Origin of the sequence: Candidatus Solirubrobacter pratensis, assembly GCF_000425945.1 — a bacterium.
Lineage (GTDB): Bacteria > Actinomycetota > Thermoleophilia > Solirubrobacterales > Solirubrobacteraceae > Solirubrobacter > Solirubrobacter pratensis.
In genome coordinates this window covers 168,736-187,071 of record NZ_KE384481.1, presented here as the reverse complement: position 1 = coordinate 187,071, position 18,336 = coordinate 168,736, and the positions used below count along the sequence as shown (strand labels likewise).

General features: G+C 71.2%; 16 protein-coding genes. 13 read left to right on the top strand and 3 right to left on the bottom strand.

Features of this window, described 5'->3' with window-relative positions; translation table 11 throughout:
* Positions 1 to 14: 14 nt before the first annotated feature.
* The gene (locus H958_RS41485) at positions 15 to 1,337 is read right to left on the bottom strand and encodes a citrate synthase (RefSeq protein ID WP_051325023.1); all 1,323 of its coding nucleotides are present in this window, start codon (positions 1,335 to 1,337) and stop codon (positions 15 to 17) included.
* A 39-nt stretch (positions 1,338 to 1,376) separates the two neighbouring features.
* Between H958_RS41485 and H958_RS0130410 the strand changes: the two genes are divergently transcribed.
* Positions 1,377 to 2,477: a citrate synthase 2 gene (locus tag H958_RS0130410; RefSeq protein ID WP_028061422.1), complete on the top strand. Its 1,101-nt coding sequence runs from the start codon at positions 1,377 to 1,379 to the stop codon at positions 2,475 to 2,477.
* A 25-nt stretch (positions 2,478 to 2,502) separates the two neighbouring features.
* On the opposite strand, the gene H958_RS0130405 is transcribed toward H958_RS0130410, so the two are convergent.
* Positions 2,503 to 2,877, bottom strand: a complete 375-nt coding sequence (locus tag H958_RS0130405; RefSeq protein WP_028061421.1) for a hypothetical protein — start codon at positions 2,875 to 2,877, stop codon at positions 2,503 to 2,505.
* An 83-nt stretch (positions 2,878 to 2,960) separates the two neighbouring features.
* Here H958_RS0130405 and H958_RS47960 point away from each other — a divergent pair, with 83 nt between their 5' ends.
* The 9 genes from H958_RS47960 (at position 2,961) to H958_RS45635 (ending at position 15,430) form a co-directional block, all read left to right on the top strand.
* On the top strand, positions 2,961 to 3,203 hold the full coding sequence (locus tag H958_RS47960; RefSeq protein ID WP_037412090.1) for a hypothetical protein: 243 nt from the start codon (positions 2,961 to 2,963) through the stop codon (positions 3,201 to 3,203).
* Positions 3,204 to 3,792: 589 nt separating this feature from the next.
* On the top strand, positions 3,793 to 4,734 hold the full coding sequence (locus H958_RS41475; RefSeq protein WP_051325022.1) for an HDOD domain-containing protein: 942 nt from the start codon (positions 3,793 to 3,795) through the stop codon (positions 4,732 to 4,734).
* A gap of 457 nt (positions 4,735 to 5,191) precedes the next feature.
* Entirely contained in the window at positions 5,192 to 7,303 is a 2,112-nt protein-coding gene (locus H958_RS41470; protein WP_051325021.1) for a glycosyltransferase family 2 protein, read from the top strand.
* Complete coding sequence (locus H958_RS0130385; RefSeq protein WP_028061420.1) at positions 7,300 to 9,000, top strand: hypothetical protein; 1,701 nt, start codon at positions 7,300 to 7,302, stop codon at positions 8,998 to 9,000. The genes H958_RS41470 and H958_RS0130385 overlap by 4 nt, the downstream gene beginning before the upstream one ends.
* The gene (locus H958_RS41465; RefSeq protein WP_081686444.1) at positions 8,997 to 10,121 is read left to right on the top strand and encodes a Gfo/Idh/MocA family protein; all 1,125 of its coding nucleotides are present in this window, start codon (positions 8,997 to 8,999) and stop codon (positions 10,119 to 10,121) included. The genes H958_RS0130385 and H958_RS41465 overlap by 4 nt, the downstream gene beginning before the upstream one ends.
* Positions 10,118 to 11,254 (top strand): DegT/DnrJ/EryC1/StrS family aminotransferase, encoded by a 1,137-nt coding sequence (locus H958_RS0130375; protein ID WP_028061419.1) that lies wholly within the window; start codon positions 10,118 to 10,120, stop codon positions 11,252 to 11,254. Before H958_RS41465 ends, H958_RS0130375 begins: the two co-directional genes overlap by 4 nt.
* The gene (locus tag H958_RS0130370; protein WP_028061418.1) at positions 11,251 to 12,219 is read left to right on the top strand and encodes an NAD-dependent epimerase/dehydratase family protein; all 969 of its coding nucleotides are present in this window, start codon (positions 11,251 to 11,253) and stop codon (positions 12,217 to 12,219) included. The genes H958_RS0130375 and H958_RS0130370 overlap by 4 nt, the downstream gene beginning before the upstream one ends.
* On the top strand, positions 12,216 to 13,367 hold the full coding sequence (locus H958_RS41460; protein WP_051325147.1) for a DegT/DnrJ/EryC1/StrS family aminotransferase: 1,152 nt from the start codon (positions 12,216 to 12,218) through the stop codon (positions 13,365 to 13,367). Before H958_RS0130370 ends, H958_RS41460 begins: the two co-directional genes overlap by 4 nt.
* An 11-nt stretch (positions 13,368 to 13,378) precedes the next feature.
* On the top strand, positions 13,379 to 15,430 hold the full coding sequence (locus tag H958_RS45635; protein ID WP_231379411.1) for a glycosyltransferase family 2 protein: 2,052 nt from the start codon (positions 13,379 to 13,381) through the stop codon (positions 15,428 to 15,430).
* 38 nt (positions 15,431 to 15,468) lie between these two features.
* Here the strand turns inward: H958_RS45635 and H958_RS44400 are convergent, their stop codons facing one another.
* Complete coding sequence (locus H958_RS44400) at positions 15,469 to 15,816, bottom strand: EamA family transporter (RefSeq protein ID WP_196807641.1); 348 nt, start codon at positions 15,814 to 15,816, stop codon at positions 15,469 to 15,471.
* A 160-nt stretch (positions 15,817 to 15,976) separates the two neighbouring features.
* On the opposite strand from H958_RS44400, the gene H958_RS47955 reads away from it, so the two are divergent.
* The 3 genes from H958_RS47955 to H958_RS44395 are packed head-to-tail and all read left to right on the top strand — an operon-like array spanning position 15,977 to position 18,319.
* On the top strand, positions 15,977 to 16,345 hold the full coding sequence (locus tag H958_RS47955) for an EamA family transporter (RefSeq protein ID WP_196807640.1): 369 nt from the start codon (positions 15,977 to 15,979) through the stop codon (positions 16,343 to 16,345).
* 4 nt (positions 16,346 to 16,349) lie between these two features.
* Complete coding sequence (locus H958_RS0130340; protein ID WP_081686441.1) at positions 16,350 to 17,414, top strand: GNAT family N-acetyltransferase; 1,065 nt, start codon at positions 16,350 to 16,352, stop codon at positions 17,412 to 17,414.
* Positions 17,411 to 18,319, top strand: coding sequence for a methionyl-tRNA formyltransferase (locus tag H958_RS44395; RefSeq protein ID WP_028061415.1), 909 nt, complete (start codon positions 17,411 to 17,413; stop codon positions 18,317 to 18,319). Before H958_RS0130340 ends, H958_RS44395 begins: the two co-directional genes overlap by 4 nt.
* Positions 18,320 to 18,336 lie beyond the last annotated feature (17 nt).

The window sequence follows — 18,336 nt, the reverse complement described above, 5'->3', positions numbered from 1 at the left end:
TCCGGCGGCCCACGTCACCGCGGGCCGTTGCCGCGACGTCCGGCGGCCGCCTCTGGGGCAGCTCCCACGTATGCCGCCTTCGCGCGGAAGCGGAGCCGGTGCGGGTACTCCTCGAGCGCCTGGGCGATGAAGCCCGCCGTGCGGGCGATCGCGAAGATCGTCTCGGCGGCGCCCGGCACGAAGCCGAACGCGTCGGACATGGCGCCGAGGGCGAGGTCGACGTTCGGCTTCGGGCCGTCGTGGCGCCCCGCGAGGCGCAGCACCTCGTCGATCACGGGCTGCCGCTCAGGGCTCGCCTCGCGGACCAGGCCGAGCAGCGTCTCGGCGCGCGGGTCGGCGCCACGGTAGATCTTGTGGCCGAACCCGGGCAGCGACTCGCCGGCCGCCAGCCGCTCACCCAGGGCGGCGGCGACGTCGCCCGGCTCGCGCAGCTGCGCGAAGAGCCGCTCGACCGCCCCGGGCGCGCCGCCGTGCAGCGGGCCGCCGAGCGCACTCAGGCCGGCGAGCACGACGAGGTACGGGTCCGCCCACGCGCTCGCCGCCACCCGCGCCGCGAGCGCCGAGACCGCCAGCTCATGGTCCGCGAGCAGCACCAGCGCGGCATTGAGCGCCCTCAAGCGGGCCGGCTCCGGTGCCACATCGTGCAGCCGCGACCACAGCCGCGCGGCGACCGTCCCGTCGACGGCCTCGGATCGCCGCGGGAGCCCGTCGACCATCGCGGCGATGAGGCCCCGGGCGGCGTGCCGCACCACCGGCGGCCGGAGATCGTTGCGAAGCGGGTCCGCCGCCGCCGCGAGCGCGACGATCACGCGGAGCCGGTCCACGAGCCGCGCCCCGCGCGCCACCACGGCATCCGCGGCAGCGACCGCGCCACCGCCGGCCGCGACCCACGGCGCCGATCCCGAGGCGTCCCCGCCCGCGCGCGACTCGGCGGCGTCGTGGCCGCCGGCGCGCGGACCCCGCGCGGCATCCCCGCCCGCCCGCAGCGCCCGCGCGTCGTCGCCGCCGGCGCGCGGACCCCGCGCGTCGGCCCAGAGCAGCTCGGCGACCTCTTCGTACGTCCTCTCGCGGGCGAGCCGGGTGGCGTCGTGGCCGCGGTAGTAGAGCGCTCCTGCCGGGTCGATGAGCGTGACCTCGGTGTCGATGACCACCTCGAGCGCGCCCGCCCGGCCTCCGCGGCGGTTGCGGGCGGCGAGGCGCTCGATCTCGGCGCGCTCGAACAGGGAGCGGCGACCGTCCGGGGCGGGGTGGCGGGTGAGCATGCCGCGGCTGACGTACGCGTACAGGGTCTCGGGCTTGACGCCGAGCCGCCGGGCTGCTTCCGCCGCGCTCAACATTGATTCAGTCAACGTTGACAATACTGCCAGACTGGCGGCATGAGCACAACGATCGAGAACGACGTCAGCGAGGGCCTCGAGGGCGTGATCGCGTTCGCGACCGAGATCGCGGAGCCCGACCGCGCGGGCGGCGCGCTGCGCTACCGCGGCATCGACGTCGAGGAGCTGGCCGGCCGTGTCCCGTTCGAGCGCGTCTGGGGCCTGCTCGTCGACGGCGCACTGCTGCCCGGCCTCGTGAGCGGTGGGGACGGAGGCGCGCGCGGCGCCACGGACGGGCGCTCGCGCGTCGACCTCCGCGCGGATCTGCAGGCCGGGCTGGCGCGCCTCGCGCCGGCCCTCGGCCTGCGGCAGCTGATCGACATCGACGCCGCCCAGGCCCGCGACGACCTGGCGCGCACGTCCGTCGCCGCCTTGGACCTCGTCGCCCGGCTCGCCCGCGGCCGAGCCGCGTCAGCCGTCCCGCGGAGCGAGATCGACGCGGCCGGCAGCCTCGCCGCACGCTTCCTCGCCACCTGGCGCGGCGAGGCCGACCCCGCGCACGTGAAGGCGATCGACGCCTACTGGAGCACCGCCGCCGAGCACGGCATGAACGCGTCGACGTTCACGGCGCGCGTCGTCGCCTCCACCGGCGCCGACGTCGCCGCCGCGCTGTCCGCCGCCGTCGGCGCCCTGTCCGGTCCGCTTCACGGCGGCGCTCCCGCACGCGTGCTGCAGATGCTCGACGAGGTCGAGCGGGAAGGCGACGCGGAACGCTACGTCGCCCGCGTCCTCGATCGCGGCGAGCGCCTGATGGGCTTCGGCCACCGCGTCTACCGCGCCGAGGACCCACGGGCCCGCGTGCTCCGCCGTACCGCGGAGGAGCTCGACTCGCCGCGCGCCCAGACCGCCGCCGCCCTCGAGCGCGCCGCGCTCCACGAGCTCGCCGCCCGCAAGCCCGACCGCGTCCTCGCGACCAACGTCGAGTTCTGGTCGGCGGTCGTGCTCGACCACGCGCGTATCCCGCCGCAGCTGTTCGTGCCGCTCTTCGCCTGCGCCCGCACCGCCGGCTGGTCGGCGCACATCCTCGAGCAGACGCGCTCCGGCAGGCTGGTCCGCCCGAGCGCCCTCTACGTCGGCGAGCCCCCGCGGCCGCTGCCCTGAAGGCCTGCGCTGGGCGCCGGCGGCACTAGCGCACGCGCAGCTTGCGCGAGCGCGTGCGCTCTTCCTGCTTGAGCACCACGCTCTGGATCAGCTTCAGGATCTCGGACGGCCCCGTGGCCTTCACGTGCCCGCTCGCGAACGCCTCGCGCCAGTGGCGGATCGAGCCGTCCTTGAGGAGCTCGTTGAACTCCGTGCGCGGCAGCGAGAGGCGAACCTTGGCGTCGGACGCGATGTCGCGCGTGATCCGCGGCCCCGGCACCTCGACGCGGAAGAGCTGGATGTCACCCCGCCCGCGCAGCTCGAGCTCGAAGACGAGCTTGAGTCGCGCCAGCGCCGGGACCTCCCTCTGGAAGGCGGCGATCGCGGTCCCGATCTGCGCCTTCGTGTCCGCAGTGGCCATGTGCCCAGATGTTACTTGGGTTGCACCCGGCAACGACCTACTTGGGTTGCATCCGGCACGTCTCGAATGAGAGAATCGTGAGCATGCGCGGCGTCACGCTCACCGACGGCGGCATTCGAGACCGCCCGGACCTCGAGATCACCGTCGACGCACCGATCGGCCCGGGCGGGGACGGCTACGTCGCGGGCGAGCGCATGAGCGCCGAAGAGGCCGAGGCCGACCACGCGGTCCAGATCGCGTCGCTCGGCGGCGCCGATCGCGACCGCGCGCCGAGCTCGCGCACGGCGGCGAGCCAGGTGCCGGTGCCGCAGCCGACGATGACCTAAGCCGAGGAGGCGATCGGCATCGCGCGCGCCGCGTGCAAGGCCGCGTTGCCGGTCGCCGTCTCCTTCACCGTCGAGACCGACGGCCGGCTGCCGAGCGGGCAGCTCCTCGGTGGCTGCTGCGGGACCGATCACCGGCACATCGCGGCGATCGCCGAAGCCTGTCGCGAACAGCATCGCGCCCGTGTCCGTCGCCGGCCGTACCGCGATGGTCACGCGCGCGGCGACGCGGAGGAGAAAGTTACTCACACTTGCTCTTGGCGCCGGTTGGTATGCGATCCTCGCCGTAAGCGCCACGCGATTAACAGTAACTGCATGCACGCGGGCGCGGATGACCCGCCGCAGGTCTAACCAATGCAATCACCGCAATTCACTGAAACGACTCCAAAGCATTCAGACGCTGCGCCGCGCCGGAATGGCGGCAGAGACGTGATTGCGTCCTCTTGAAATAGCCCACAAAAGCCCGTATAAAAGCACATTGCCAGTCGCCATTTGGTGTCTGGTCATATTTGGGGCTTGAATGCTTCGTGGTCAATCATCGCTGCGATCGAAGCGTGCGGATCGCGGTCCGTCGGCGGCGGCGGCGCGCGCGGTGATCGATCGCCTGCCGGCACTCTTGGAGTCCAAGGAACGGCTGTACGCGGTGGTTCGCCACCGCGGTCCGGCCCGGGATCTCGTAGCCGCGGTCGAGGCGGACCCGGCGCTCACTCTGACGGTTCTCGGCATTGCGAATCAGGCAGCCGTCGGCGATGCGATCACGAGCGTCCGCGAGGCTGTGAAGGCCGTGGCGGATGACCGCCGGGGCGCCGAGTTCGTCGCAGCGGCGGAGCGATGGGATCACGGCGCAGAGCGATTGCGCGTCCATGCGCTCGCCGTGCAGCGGCTGGCGGGCCTGGTCGCCGACCGCGCAGGGCGCCATGACTCGGACGCGGTGATCGCCGCGGCGGCGCTTCACGACCTTGGCAAGGTCGCCCTCGGGGCGCTGACTGAAGGCCACCGCGCCGGGGTCGACCGACAGGCAACCCCCGAGGAGGGCGTGCGCCGCGAGCGGCGGCACTTCGGCGTGGACCACGCAGCCCTCGGCGGCACGCTGGCGCGGTCGTGGAAGCTGCCGGACGTCCTATGCGAGGCGATCGATGGCCATCACGACGAGCGCCCGGAAGGCGTGGCCGCCGTCGTCAGCGTGGCGGACATGCTGGCGCACTTCGCCGCGGCCGACCCGATCGACGTCCAACGACTGGCGGACGTCGGAGACAGGGCCGGCCTGAGCGGCGAGGCGCTTTCCACGCTGCTGCACGAACAGCCGTATCCGATGCTCGTCCACAGCGACTTCGCTGAGCGCTGTCCATTGTCGGAACGCGAGCTCCGGGTCGTGAGGGGCCTGCGGGCGGGCAAGGGCGGAAAGCAGATCGCGCTGGAGCTCGGAATCTCTGAGAGCACCGTCCGTTCTCACCTTCACCGGATCTACAGACGCCTCGGCGTAGCGGACCGCGCGCAAGCGGTACTGGCCGCAAGCGCGCGCGGTTGGGTCTGAGTGGCGTTGGACAAATAGACGCATCGCCTTCGTGAGTGTGTCCGACTAGGATCGTGCTGCGCTTAGGCATGCCGCCGCGAGCAGAGCCGCGGGACCGGGTAGCCGGCATCTTCGTACACGGGGGAAGTAGGAGTTATGACAGTCGTTCTCACCGGCTCGCTTCGTGCTGCATTCGCGAATGCGAGCGAGGTGAGGTGAAGGTCGCGACCGTCATAACCGCAGATTCGTCCACTTAGACGGGGCGAGGAGATCCATGTACATGCAAGCACCGAACGAGATCCGCGCCACGCAACGGGACCTAGGAGGACCCGCGGGCGGTCCGTCTGACTTCGTTCCTCGCCGCAACCGTTGCATCGTCCTCGTGGCCATCACCACGGTCGCATTCGCAGGAGGCCTCAGGCTCCAAGCAGCTTCCGCGTATACGAATGCCGGCGCGACGAATGCGAGCCGGTCCGCCGTGCCGGTCGCGTTCCAGGGCGGCCATCTCCAAACGGCCAACTCCGCGCTCGCCTCCGGCAACGGCCGGGTCGCGAGCTTCGATGCGCCATGGGCCGGCGTCATCCTCACGCTGTTGGCCTTGGGCATCCTGGTCGCCGGCACGGCGTTGATGACGCGGGTGATGCCGAGGAGGAGGCGCCACCAGACGCCGCCGCAGGCGATTCCGACGGACCGCGCGGAACAGGCGGCTCCTGACCGGTACCCGACCCGCGGAGCGATCGCGGGAGGCCGCCCGATCCGGCTCCGCCTCGGCGAGCTGCTGCAGGACGCAGGAGCGCTGAGCGAGCGCGAGCTGACGCATGCGCTCAAGGAGCAGGCCCAGAGCGGGGGCAGGCTCGGGGAGATCCTCGTCGCGCACGGCATGGTCCCGGTGGACACGCTGGCGACGGTGCTGGCGCGCGAGCTCGGTCTCGAGACGCTCCAACCGAGCGATGAGCCCGTCCCCGTGCTCGCCGCTGACGAGGCGCGGACCTGGCGCGCGGTGCCCCTCGACGGCGACGGTCGCCCGGACGGCGCGATGCCCGTCGCGCTCGCCGATCCGACTGAGGCGGTGCTGACCCAGCTCGAGCAGCGCCTCTCCCGTTCCGTGGTGCCGAAGCTCTGCGACGAGAGGACGCTCGACGAGCTGCTCAACCGCGTGTACGCGGACGTCGACGCGGAGGAGGTCACGCGAGCGCTGCGCGACGAGGCGCCCCACATGTCGGCGTTCCGGACCGCGCCCTCGAAAGCGCAGACGCTCCTGGCGTGCGTCTTGGGGTTCGCCGTGACGGTCGGCCTGTTGACCGACGTCCGGTTGCTCGCCACCGTGCTCGTCGGCATCGCCACCGCGTTCTTCTTGGCTGCCACCGGCTTCCGGCTGTACGCGGCGGCGCAGGGGTCGCGACGCGGCACCACGATCGATCCTCCTCCGGAGGAGCTTGCCGCGATCGACGAGCGCGAGCTGCCCGTCTACACGATCCTGCTGCCGCTCTACAAGGAGAAGCCGACGACCGTGCGCGCGCTGTTCGACGCGCTGTCGCAGCTGGACTACCCCAAGCAGAAGCTCGACGGGATGCTGCTCGTCGAGGCCGACGACGACTACACGCGCGCCACGATCGAGCAGGTCGGGCGACCGCCGTGGCTGCGGGTGCTGCCGCTGCCGCCGGGGACTCCGCGGACCAAGCCGCGGGCCATGATGATCGGCCTCCGGTACGCGAAGGGGTCGCTCCTGACCGTCTATGACGCGGAGGACAAGCCCGACCCGGCGCAGCTCAAGAAGGCGGTGCTGGGATTCCGGCGCGCCGGCGACGAGTCGCTGGCCTGCCTGCAGGCCAAGCTGGGCTACTACAACCCGCGGCAGAACCTGCTCACCCGCTGGTTCACGCTGGAGTACGACGCCTGGTTCAACATCTTCCTGCCGGGCCTGCACCGCATCGGCGCGCCGATCCCGCTCGGGGGGACTTCGAACCACTTCCGGCGGCCGGCGCTCGAGGCCTGCCTCGGCTGGGACCCGTACAACGTCACCGAGGACGCGGACCTGGGGCTGCGCTTCGCGCGGCTCGGGCTGAGAACGGCGATGCTCGAGTCCACGACGGAGGAGGAGGCGAACAGCCGCGTGCCGAACTGGCTGCGCCAGCGATCGCGCTGGAGCAAGGGCTACATGCAGACCCTCCTGGTCCACACCCGGCGCCCGCGGACTCTGCTGCGAGAGCTCGGGCCGAAGGCCACGTCCGCGTTCCTGCTCACCATCGGCGGCGCCGTCGTCACGGCCCTGCTCGCCCCGATCTTCTGGCTCATGCTGCTGCTCTGGATCTACGCGCAGCCGGACTGGATCGCAGCCGTGTTCCCCGGCCTGACCTACTATCCCGCCTCGCTGAGCCTCGTGCTCGGCAACTTCCTGCTGATCCTGCTCAGCCTCGCGGCGGCGGTGAGTCGCGGACACGACGATCTCGCTCCGCACGCTCTGCTGATCCCCATCTACTGGCTCATGATGAGCGCCGCCACGTACGTCGCGCTCGTCGAGCTGGTGCTGCGCCCCTCTCACTGGCACAAGACCGAGCACGGCCTGCATGTCGTGGAGGAGCCGACGTGAGCGGCGTCGCCGGAACCCATGCCGTCCGGGCCCGCGGCCTGCGGGCGACGTCCGAGGGCCTCGTCAACGGTCCCGTGGTCATCTTCGCGATCGTCTTCGTCGCGCAGTTCTCCTTCGGCGCGTGGATGGCGGCGCGGGGCTTCCAGTGGGGCGACGCGTTCTACCGGTCCGTCAGCGCGCTGTTCGTCCTCCATGGGGCGGACCCAAAGCTCGCGAACATCGGCTTCGTCTGGATGCCGCTGCCCACGCTGCTCAACCTGCCGTGGGCCGCTCTCACGCCGTTCTGGCCGGACATCGTCGCGAGCGGAGTGTCGTCCGCGGCGACCAGCGCGGTCTGCGGAGGCGCGACGGCTGCCGTGCTGCTCATCACGGCCAAGCGGCTCGGATTGCCGAGGTGGCTCGGCTGGACGTACGCACTCGTGATCTCGACCAACCCGATGCTGTTCGTCTACGGCGGGACCGGTATGGCGGAAGGAGTCGCGGCGCCCTTCCTGATCGGCGCGGTGTGCTTCCTCACGCTGTTCTGGCGTTCGGGCGAGCGATGGTGGGTCGCCGCGGCGGGCGTGTGCCTAGGCCTGGCCACCGCCTCGATGTACGAAGCGGTGCCGTTCGCGGCCGCCCTGTTCGCGGCGCTCGTCGGCGCGCTGTTCTGGAGCTCGGAGGCGCGCCCGGCGGCGCCGCAGGGAAAGCCGCGCGCGGTGGAAGGCCTCGGCCTGCTGCTGCTGGTTCCGTCCGCGTTCGTCGGCGTCATGTGGGTGATCTTCAACGGCGTGATCATGGGGCAGCCCCTGTACTTCTTGAGCGGCGCGTACGGCTATGCGAGCTACAACGCGAAGGACGTCGCCGAGGGCGGCGCCGCGGGCAGCGGCGACGTCATCGGCGTCCTCGGAGTCGTCGCCGAGCGGATCTGGCCTGCGCTGATCCCACTCGCCGCGTTGCTCGTGCTGCGTGCCGTCGACCGGCGGCTGGCGCGCATCGGCACGGTGTCGCTGATCGCGTTGGCGCTCAGCGTCACGCTGTTGCTGGTCGCCCCGATGGCGTACCTCGGAACGCGCATGGAGTTCCTGCGCTACTACGCCACCCCGCTCTACGCCGCCGCCGGCTGGGGGCTCTATGAGATCGCGATGTCGAAGCGGCGCCGCCGTGCGATCGGGATCGTCCTCGCCGGCTGGATCGTCGCTGCGCCGGCATGCGTGTGGGTCATGGTCAACCCGGCGCTCGGCACGCAGGAGCGCCCCGAGCTGAAGGCGCTCGTCGAGGGCCGAGACGCCCTGGAGATGGGGTACGGCGATCCGGTCGTGGCGCGTGCGCGGCTCGCGCACTACCTCGATACGCGGATCCTCTCGAAGAACGGTCGCGTGCTGCTCGACTCCTACCAAGGGGCGGCGCTCGCGGCGCAGGTCAACCCGAGCCACGCACGGCTCCTCGTCATGACGTTCGACCGCAGGTTCCGGGCCGCGCTGGCCGACCCGAACCGGCAGCGAATCTCCTATGTCCTGCTTCCCGATCCCAGGAACTGGCCCCAGGACGCCCTCAACCGCTCCCGCCCCAGGCTGTGGGCCGGACAGGAGCCGGGCTTCCAACTCGCGAAGGAATTCGACCCCGGCCCAGAGTTCCGGCTCCCGGAGAGCTGGCGGCTATACGCCGTCCGGCAGGGCGTCCGGGTGCTGCCGAGCGGGGCGGGAGGCGTCGGATGAACGGCGGCAGCGCAGTGCACAACGGCTCGCGCTTGAACGAGCGGCCCCTGCCGGACGCGACGACGGCGGCGACCAACCCGGTCGGGACTGCCGTGATCGGGGCCGGCTACTGGGGTCCGAACATCGTGCGGAACGCCATGGCGCTCGAAGAGACCGATCTGAAATGGGTCTGTGACCGCGACGAGGCCCGAGCGTCGCGCCTGGTCGGCGCGCAGAGCGCGATCCGGGTCACGCGGGACATCGACGAAGTCCTCGCCGACGAATCGGTCGAGGCGGTCGCGATCGCCACGCCGCCGGCGACCCACGGGGCGCTCGCGTACCGCTGCATCGAGGCGGGCCGTCACGTCCTCGTCGAGAAGCCCCTCGCGCGCTCTTACGCCGAGGGGCTGATGATGGTCAGGGCCGCGGAGGAGCGCGGCCTGGTCCTGCACTGCGACCACACGTACTGCTACACGCCGGCGGTCCAGAAGATCCGCGATCTCATCGACGCCGGCGAGCTCGGCACGCCCCTGTACTACGACTCGGTCCGCGTGAACCTCGGGCTCGTCCAGCAAGAGGTCGACGTCTTCTGGGATCTCGCGCCGCACGACATCTCGATCGTCGACTTCATCCTCGGCTCCGGCCGCGAGCTGCTGACGGTCACGGCGGAGGGGGCGGACCCGCTCGGCCTCGGCCATGCGTGCGTCGGCTATCTCACGCTGCGATTCGACGACGGCCTGCTGGCCCACTGTCACCTCAACTGGCTGAGCCCGACGAAGATCCGCACGACGATCGTGGGCGGCTCCCACCGGATGGTCGTGTGGAACGACCTGCTGCCCGCCCAGCGCGTGAGCGTGTTCGAATCGGGCGTCGACCTTGCCGAGATCGACCTCTCGCCGGGCGAGCAGCGCCGCCGCAAGGTGTCCTATCGCATGGGCAGCATGGTGGCGCCGGCGCTCCGCGAGCGGGAGGCGCTGCTCGGGGTGCTCGAGGACTGGACCGGGGCCATTCGCTCCGGCACGAAGCCGAAGACCGACGGGCATGCGGGGTTGCGCGTGCTTCGCGTGCTCGAGGCGGCTCAAGCGTCGATGTGCAACGGCTCCACCCCCGTGTGCCTCGGGACGATGGTGGCCCCCCGATGACCGTCGCCGCGAGTCCGGTGCGGGTCCCGCTGATCGACCTCGCCGAGCAGCACGCGCCGCTGCACGACGAGATCCTCGCGGCGTGGAGCCGCATCCTGCGCGCCGGCGCGTTCGTGAGCGGGCCGGAGGTGGCAGCGTTCGAGCAGGAGTTCGCGGCCGCTTGCGAGACGCGGCACTGCGTCGCCGTCTCCACCGGGACCGATGCGCTCGTGCTCGGGCTGCGTGCCCTCGGCGCCGGGCCCGGTGACCGCGTCATCGTGCCGGCGAACACGTTCGTCGCGACCGTCGAGGCCGTGAGCCTGGTCGGGGCGATTCCGGTGCTCGTCGACTGCGACCCGCCCACGCGCACCATCTCGGTGGAGGGGGTGGAGCGCGAGCTGCGCCGCCATGGCGCCGCCGGGATCATGGCGGTGCACCTGTACGGGCACCCGGCGGACATGGACGCGCTCGCCCGCGTCGCCGCCGAACACGGTGCCTGGATCGTCGAGGACGCCGCCCAGGCACACCTTGCCCGCTGCCACGGGACGCGGGCCGGAGCGCTCGGGCACATCGGCTGCTTCTCCTTCTATCCGTCCAAGAACCTCGGCGCGACCGGAGAAGGAGGCGCCGTCACGACCAACGACGCCGCGCTCGCCGGTGCTGTGCGCGCGCTGCGCGACCATGGCCAGCGCGAGCGCAACCGCCACGAGCTCGTCGGCTGCAACGCCCGGCTCCCGGAGCTCGCCGCGGCGGCGCTGCGCATCAAGCTGCGGCGCCTCGAGGACTGGACGGCCGACCGCCGGCGCGTGGCCGCTCGCTACGCCGGCGCGCTCCGGGGAGTCCCGGGCGTCCGCCTGCCGTACACGGCGCCGTGGGCCGAGCCGGTCTGGCATCTGTACCCGGTGGAGGTGGACCATCGCGGCGCAGTGCGCACGCGGCTGGACCGGATGGGGATCGCAACCGGGGTGCACTACCCCTCTCCCATCCACCTCCAGCCCGCGTACATGCAGCTCGGACGTGGCGCGGGCACGTTCCCGGAGGCCGAGCGCAGCGCCGCCCGCGTGTTGTCTCTGCCGATGTACCCGGAGCTGCCGGACGCTCACATCGATCGCGTCGCCCAGGCCCTTTTGGCGGCGATGGAGGACACCGCATGATCGACCGTGCACTGATCACCGGCGGGCTCGGGCTCGTCGGCTCGCACATCGCCGACCTCCTGGTCGAGCAGGGCGCCGGGGAGGTGGTCATCCTCGACGATCTCTCGCGCGGCCGGCGCTCCAACCTCGCCTGGGCGGAGGCGAACGGCAATGTGCGCGTCGTCGAGGGCGACATCCGCGACCAGACGCTCGTCGAGCGGCTGGCCACGGGCGCGGACGTCCTCTTTCACCAAGCGGCCCTTCGGATCACGCGCTGCGCCGAGGAGCCGCGGCTTGCCGTCGACGTGCTCGTCAACGGCAGCTTCAACGTGTTCGAGGCCGCGGCCAGGGCCGGGGTCGGCAAGGTGATCGCGGCGTCGTCGGCCTCGATCTACGGAATGGCCGAGCGCTTCCCGACGAGCGAGGACCACCACCCGTACGCCAACGACACGCTCTACGGCGCGGCCAAGACCTTCAACGAGGGCCTGCTTCGCAGCTTCCACGCCATGTACGGGCTCGACTACGTGGCGCTTCGGTACTTCAACGTCTACGGGCCGCGGATGGACGTCCACGGTGTCTATACCGAGGTCCTGATCCGCTGGATCGAGCGCATCGCGACTGGACGCCCGCCGGTGATCCTGGGGGACGGCAGGCAGACGATGGACTTCGTCCACGTCGCCGACGTCGCCCGCGCGAACGTGCTGGCGGCCGCGTCGGACGTCACCGACGAGGTCTGCAACGTCGCCAGCGGCACTGAGACGAGCCTTGCGGAGCTGGCGCAGATGCTCCTGCGAGCGATGGACTCCGACCTTGCCGTCGCGTATGGGCCGGCGCGGGCGGTCAACAACGTCGCGCGCCGGCTGGCCGACACCACGCGGGCGCGCGATCGGCTGGGCTTCGAGGCGGAGCTGGGACTGGAGGAGGGCCTGCGAACGCTGGTCGACTGGTGGCGCGCGGAGCGCGAGGTGGGCGCGTGGACGGCGTGATCCCGATCACGCGTCCATGGCTGGGCGCGGAGGAGGCGGCGGCGGTCAACGAAGTGCTGGCCTCGGGCTGGGTCGCGCAGGGGCCGAAGGTCGCCGCCTTCGAGGCGTCCGTCGCCGCGGCGCTCGGCGCCGGAGAGGGCGTCGCGACCACGTCCTGCACGACGGCGCTTCACCTCGCGCTGCACGCGCTCGGCGTCGGTCCCGGGGACGAGGTCGTGGTCCCGTCGCTGTCGTTCATCGCCACCACGAACGCGCCACGCTACGCCGGGGCGCGTCCCGTCTTCGCGGACGTCGACCTCGAGACGCAGAACATCACGGCCGAGACGCTCGAGCGCGCCCTCAGCCCGGCGACGCGCGCCGTGATCGTCGTCCACCAGGCCGGGATGCCGGCCGATCTGGACGCGATCGAGGCCCTCTGCAAGCCGCGCGGCGTGACGGTGGTGGAGGACGCGGCCTGCGCCATCGGCTCGACATATCGCGGTCTCCCGGTCGGGGCGCGCAACCTCGTGGCGCTGAGCTTCCACCCGCGCAAGCTCATCACCACGGGGGAGGGCGGCATGCTGCTGACCGGTGACGGGCGGCTCGCGCGCCGGCTGCGGCGCCTTCGCGAGCACGGCATGGCGGTGTCCGCCCACGAGCGGCACGCGAGCCGGACAGTGGTCGTGGAGGCGTACGAGGAGCTGGGGTTCAACTACCGGATGACGGACCTGCAGGCCGCGATCGGCCTCGTGCAACTCGGCAAGCTGGACGCCATCGTCGCCCGCCGCCGCGCGCTCGCGGCGCGCTACAGCGAGCTGCTGGGGGACGTCCCGGGCCTGTCCCTCCCGGCCGATCCACCGTACGGCACGACGAACTACCAGTCGTATGTCGTCCAGCTCGACGACGACCTCCCGCTGCAGCGCGACGTCGTCATGCAGGAGCTGCTCGATCGCGGCATCGCCACTCGGCGGGGGATCATGGCGGCGCATCTCGAGCCGTCCTGCGCCGCCCTCCCGGCTCCCGCCCTTCCGGTGACCGAGCGCCTCACGCGCCGCTCGCTGATCCTGCCGCTGTTCCACGGCATGGACACGAAGGACGTCGAGCGGGTCGCGGAGGCGCTCGCCACCGCCGTTGCGCACTGCGCCGTGGAGGGCCCGCCATGGCGCTGAGCGCGGCACGTATGGAGACCGTGGAGCCGGGCGATACCCGGCCGCTGCTGAGCGTCGTCGTTCCCGCCTACAACGAGGCGGGCGTCATCGGGCGCACGCTCGAGCGGCTCTCGGCGGTCGCGGGGCGCGAACCCGGGCTCGGCGGACGGATCGAGGTGATCGTGGTCAGCGACGGCTCGGCGGACGCCACCTTCGACGAGGCGTGCGACGGCCTGCATGGCCGGCTCGAAGGCAGGGTGGTCGAGCTCGCGACCAACGCGGGCTCCCACGCCGCGATCCGGTGCGGGCTGCGCTATGCGACCGGCGACTTCCTGGCCGTGATGGCCGCCGACGGCCAGGACCCGCCGGAGGCGCTGCCCGACATGCTGGAGCGGCTCGATTCGGGGTTCGACGTCGTCTGGGGGCGGCGGCGGGAACGCCGCAACGACCCTGCTGCCACGCGCCTCGCGGCCGCGGCCTATTACCGGCTGTTCCGGCTGCTGACGGGGCTCGACTACCCGCCGTCGGGCCTGGACTTCCTCATGGCAAGCCGGCGGGTGATCGAGGCGGTGCTCCAATGCTCCGCCCGCAACAGCTCGCTGTTTCTGCTGATCTACAACCTCGGCTTCGCGCAGGCTTTCGTGGACTACGAGCGCGGCGCCCGCGGCGGCGGCCGTTCCAACTGGACGGTCCGGAAGCGGGCGAAGCTGGCGGTCGACATGGTCACGAGCTACTCGGCGGCGCCGATCCGCTTGGCGTCGCTGACGGGAGTGGTCGCGTGCCTCGCGGGCATCGCGCTGGGCGTCGCGACCGTCCTGCGGGCCGCGATCGCCGACGTCCCGATCTCCGGCTGGGCCACGCTGATGGTGGTCAGCTCGCTCGCGGGCGGGTCGATGTTGATGGCGATCGGACTCCTCGGGGAGTACGTCTGGCGGATCCTCGACGAGGTGCGGGCGGCACCGCCGTTCATCGAGGCGCGGCGGGAGCGCCGTGCCGGTGGCAGCCCACCCCGCCGCTCCAGCGCGGCGGCCGCCCGCGAGGTCGTCAGCCCGCGGGTGCCGAGCGCCGACCAACACCCTGGGCTCAACTCCCGCCGGCTCGTGACCCTCATGAAGGCGGCCGTGCGGCGCCTGGAGCTCGACCTCGAGGGCCGCACCGTGGTGACTGAGGCGGCCACGGGTGCGTACGCGGTGACGCCGGTCCTCGCCGCCATGGCCGGGGCACGCCGGGTCCTCGCGCTGGCCAGCCACGGTCCCTACGGCACGGCTGACGAGGCCGCCGCGTATACGCGCGAGGTCGCGGCATGGGCCGGCGTCGAGGATCGGATCGAGCTCGTCGCGAGCAAGCCCGATGCGCGTCTGTCCGAGGCGGACATCGTCACCAACTCCGGCCACTTGCGTCCACTTGATGCGCCGACGATCGCCGGGATGAAGCGGGGCGCCGCGATCTCGCTGATGTACGAGGCATGGGAGCTGCGCCCGGACGACGTCGACGTGGACGCCTGCTGCGAGCGCGGGATACGCGTCGGCGGGACGAACGAACGGCATCCGAACGTCGACGTCTTCTCCTTCCTCGGCGTGATGGCCGTGAAGCTGCTCACGGACGCCGGCGTCGGCGTCACCGCGAGCAGGATCCTGCTGCTCTGCGACAACCCGTACCGGGCCTTCATCGAGCGGGGACTCACAGCCGCCGGAGCGGTGGTCGAGGTCCGCGAACGGCTGGCCGACGGCCGGCTCGACCCGACCCTGGATGCCGTCCTCGTCGCTCTCCGGCCGCGCGCCCAGTCCGTGCTGGACGCCACCGAGGCGCAACTCCTGGCCGCGCAGACGCCGGGCGCCGTTGTCGCCCAGTACTGGGGCGACATCGACCGTGAAGGACTTCTCGCAGCCGGGGTGCCGGTGTGGCCGGCCGTGGCGCCGCAGCGCGGACACATGGGGATCCTGCCCTCGGCGGTCGGGCCGGAGCCGATCGTCCGGTTGCAGGCGGGGGGTCTCAAGGTCGGCGAGGTGCTCTGCAAGGAGGAGCGGCAGCGCAGCCTGAGCGAGCTCGGCTACGTCCAATGGGTCGTGGGGGCGGCGCGATGAGCGAGCGTCTCACTGCGCTCGAGCGCGGCCCGATGCGGTCACGACTGCACGAGCACGACGACGCCCGCGACGATGACCAGAATCGCGATCCAGCGCCGCAGCGTGACGCGCTCGCCCAGGAACAGCCGCCCGATCAGCGCGACCAGCACATAGCTGAGGCTGTAGAGCGGCACCACCTTCGACAGATCCTGGTTGCCGTAGAGGTCGAGGCTCACGACCAGCGTCGCGCCGATCAGTCCGCCACCCGCCCAGAAGCGGCGCTTGGACGTGAGGCGCCGAAGCTGGCGCGCCGCCGTGCGGCTGCCGACGGTGAAGCCGCCGACATCGACGAGCGCGGCCCGAATGAGGTACGTGCCGCCCAGCCCGAACCCGATCGCCAGCAGCATCAGCAGCAGCGTCCGGACCATGCCCGCCAGCCTAGCGCCGGCGTGGACTCCGCGTGCGCGGACAGGAACCCCATCGCATATGCCCACTCTCCATCTCCCAGATCCGCCCTCCTCCGAGGCTACGGCGCCGGACGTGCACGCGTCCGGCGCCGATCGGTCGATGAGGCGGCCGTTCCTGCTCGTGATGGCGGCGATCGCCATCGGGCTCGCCGGCCTCTACCTGGTGCGAGCGGCGCTCGTCGACGCCGGCGGCTTCAGGCTTGGGAGCTCCGCTTCGCTGGGCCATCTTCCGCGGCTCGCGGGGGACTGGCGCTTCCTGGCCGGCGGGGCGCTGCTCGTCGTCGTCCTGCTGATCAGTCTCGAGCTCTATGGGAGCGAGGAGCTGTCGAAGGTCGTGCCGCTCTACAGCCTCAGCTACGTGCTGGTCGCGCTGATCGGACAGCTGTTCCTCCACGAGCGCGTCACGGTTCAGCGTTGGACCGGCATCGCGGTCATCGTCGCGGGCGTCGTGATGCTGCTGCGGTCATGACGGCATGCGCCCGGACGCGCGTGCCGGCCGTCGCCACCGAGGACGCTGCGGCCTGATGTCCGGTCTCCGCTGCGACGTCCTGACCACGAACTCCGCCGCGCTCGACGCGATCGATCGCCTGTTCGGCTCGGCGATCAATGAGACGCTGTTTCACCACCCGAGGTTCTTGTCCTATCACGGCGCCGACAAGTTCCCCGACGCTCAGTGGCGCCACTACCTCTTCTCCTGGAACGGCAGCCCCGTCGCCTTCCTTCCCGGCGCCGTCACCAACGGAGGCGACCCGACCTTCCACAGTCCACTCGGCTCGTCACATGGTGGGCTGGTGCATGAAGCTCTGAGCTACGCCAAGTTGGACGAGTGCCTGAATCTCTGGTGGGAGGACATCAAGGGGCTGGGCTGCACACGCGCGGAGATCGTCCTCGCCCCCGCGCCCTACTGGGAGGAGGCGGCGTACTCGGAAGCGATCGAGTTCAAGCTCAACCAGCTGGGATTCGTGCTTCGGCAGCCTGAGCTCTGTCTCATCGTGCCCATCGAGGCCGATCCTGACTTTCCCAGGCACCTGGTTCGGGCGAGCGCCTGGCGGAACGCAAAGCAGGCGCTGACGCGGGGCGTCACCGTACGCCATTCCGCGCAATTCACCGCCGATCTCGAGCGGTTCTATCCGATCCTCGCCGACAACAGGAAGCGCTTCGGCGCCACACCCACGCACTCGTGCACGGAATTGCTGAGGATTCATGACCTCGCTCCTGAAGGCATGCACCTGTTTCTCGCGACGGCCGACGCAGACGCGCTCGCCGGGATCCTCGCCTTTCAGGCGACGCCGTCCGTCCTCAACGCGTTCTATCCGGCCGACAGCCCAAGGGGTCGTGACCTCAGGGCCATGGACCTCCTGCTCGTCGAGCTCTATCGGTGGGCGCTCGAGCACTCGATTCGATGGGTCGACCTCGGACCGTCTTCGTTCCGCCTCATGCTCAACATGACGCTCACTCGCTTCAAGGAGAGCCATGGGGGCCAGACGTTCCTCAGGCGGCGCTATGTCTGGAACCGATCGAACGAGGACCGGCGATGAGGGTCGCGGCGCTCGGCACAGGGCCGGTGTTCGATCGCGTCGTACCGGCGCTCGCCCGCTCCGGCTTCGATGTCGTCGCCGCGCTCGATTGCGACCCGGCTGCCGACTCCGGCAGGAACGGCCGCCCCGAGCCGATTCGCTTCGTCCGCTCGCTCGACGAGCTCGCCTCGCACACCTGGGACCTCTGCCTCGTCTGCGACTACCAGCGACTGTTGCCCGCGGATTTCGTGCGGGCGGGTACGGTCGTCAACTGCCATGGCGGCCTGCTGCCGAGGTACCGCGGGGTGCACGGCAACGGCTGGGCGTTCATCAACGGCGAGACCGAAATCGGTTATACGGTCCACCGCGTCGACAGCACGCTCGACGGCGGGCCGATCATCTTCCAGCGGCGCTTTCCCATCACGCCGGAGGCCACGTTCTCGGGCCTGAAGTCGCAGCTTGTCGAAGATCTAGTGGAGACGCTCCCGCGGGTCCTCCGAGCCCTCGTGCGGGGCGCGCTTATCGAGCTGCCGCAGGATCTCCGGGACGCTACGTTCGTGGGCCGGCGTTACATGCGGGACTGCTACATCGAATGGGGACGGTCGTCGGAGCAGATCGAGCGCTTCGTCCGCGCGCTGTCGCCTCCCGCGGCGCCTGGAGCCTTCACCGTCTTCCAGGACAAGAAGCTGGTGATCCTGTCAGCCGAGCTGTTCAGCACCGTGCCCTACGAGGAGATCTCCGGGCACGTGGTCTACCGACTGGAGGATCGCGGCGTGCTCGTCAAGACGGGCGACGGAGTCCTGCTGGTCAAGGACGTCGAATACGAAGGGAGGAGGCTCCACGCGCTCGATCTGTTCCCGCGGCCGGGCTACCGCCTCGGGATCGATCTGATCGACGAGAAGCTCCGGAGCCTGGGCATCGTCTAACGCTGCGAGGTGAACCC

Coding starts and splice junctions, on each gene's coding strand:
- H958_RS45635 (WP_231379411.1), top strand. CDS start 13,379: ATGGAGACCGTGGAGCCGGGCGATACCCGGCCGCTGCTGAGCGTCGTC.
- H958_RS0130375 (WP_028061419.1), top strand. CDS start 10,118: ATGACCGTCGCCGCGAGTCCGGTGCGGGTCCCGCTGATCGACCTCGCC.
- H958_RS44395 (WP_028061415.1), top strand. CDS start 17,411: ATGAGGGTCGCGGCGCTCGGCACAGGGCCGGTGTTCGATCGCGTCGTA.
- H958_RS47955 (WP_196807640.1), top strand. CDS start 15,977: ATGAGGCGGCCGTTCCTGCTCGTGATGGCGGCGATCGCCATCGGGCTC.
- H958_RS44400 (WP_196807641.1), bottom strand. CDS start 15,816: ATGCTGCTGGCGATCGGGTTCGGGCTGGGCGGCACGTACCTCATTCGG.
- H958_RS41485 (WP_051325023.1), bottom strand. CDS start 1,337: ATGTTGAGCGCGGCGGAAGCAGCCCGGCGGCTCGGCGTCAAGCCCGAG.
- H958_RS41465 (WP_081686444.1), top strand. CDS start 8,997: ATGAACGGCGGCAGCGCAGTGCACAACGGCTCGCGCTTGAACGAGCGG.
- H958_RS0130340 (WP_081686441.1), top strand. CDS start 16,350: ATGCGCCCGGACGCGCGTGCCGGCCGTCGCCACCGAGGACGCTGCGGC.
- H958_RS47960 (WP_037412090.1), top strand. CDS start 2,961: ATGCGCGGCGTCACGCTCACCGACGGCGGCATTCGAGACCGCCCGGAC.
- H958_RS0130405 (WP_028061421.1), bottom strand. CDS start 2,877: ATGGCCACTGCGGACACGAAGGCGCAGATCGGGACCGCGATCGCCGCC.
- H958_RS0130370 (WP_028061418.1), top strand. CDS start 11,251: ATGATCGACCGTGCACTGATCACCGGCGGGCTCGGGCTCGTCGGCTCG.
- H958_RS0130410 (WP_028061422.1), top strand. CDS start 1,377: ATGAGCACAACGATCGAGAACGACGTCAGCGAGGGCCTCGAGGGCGTG.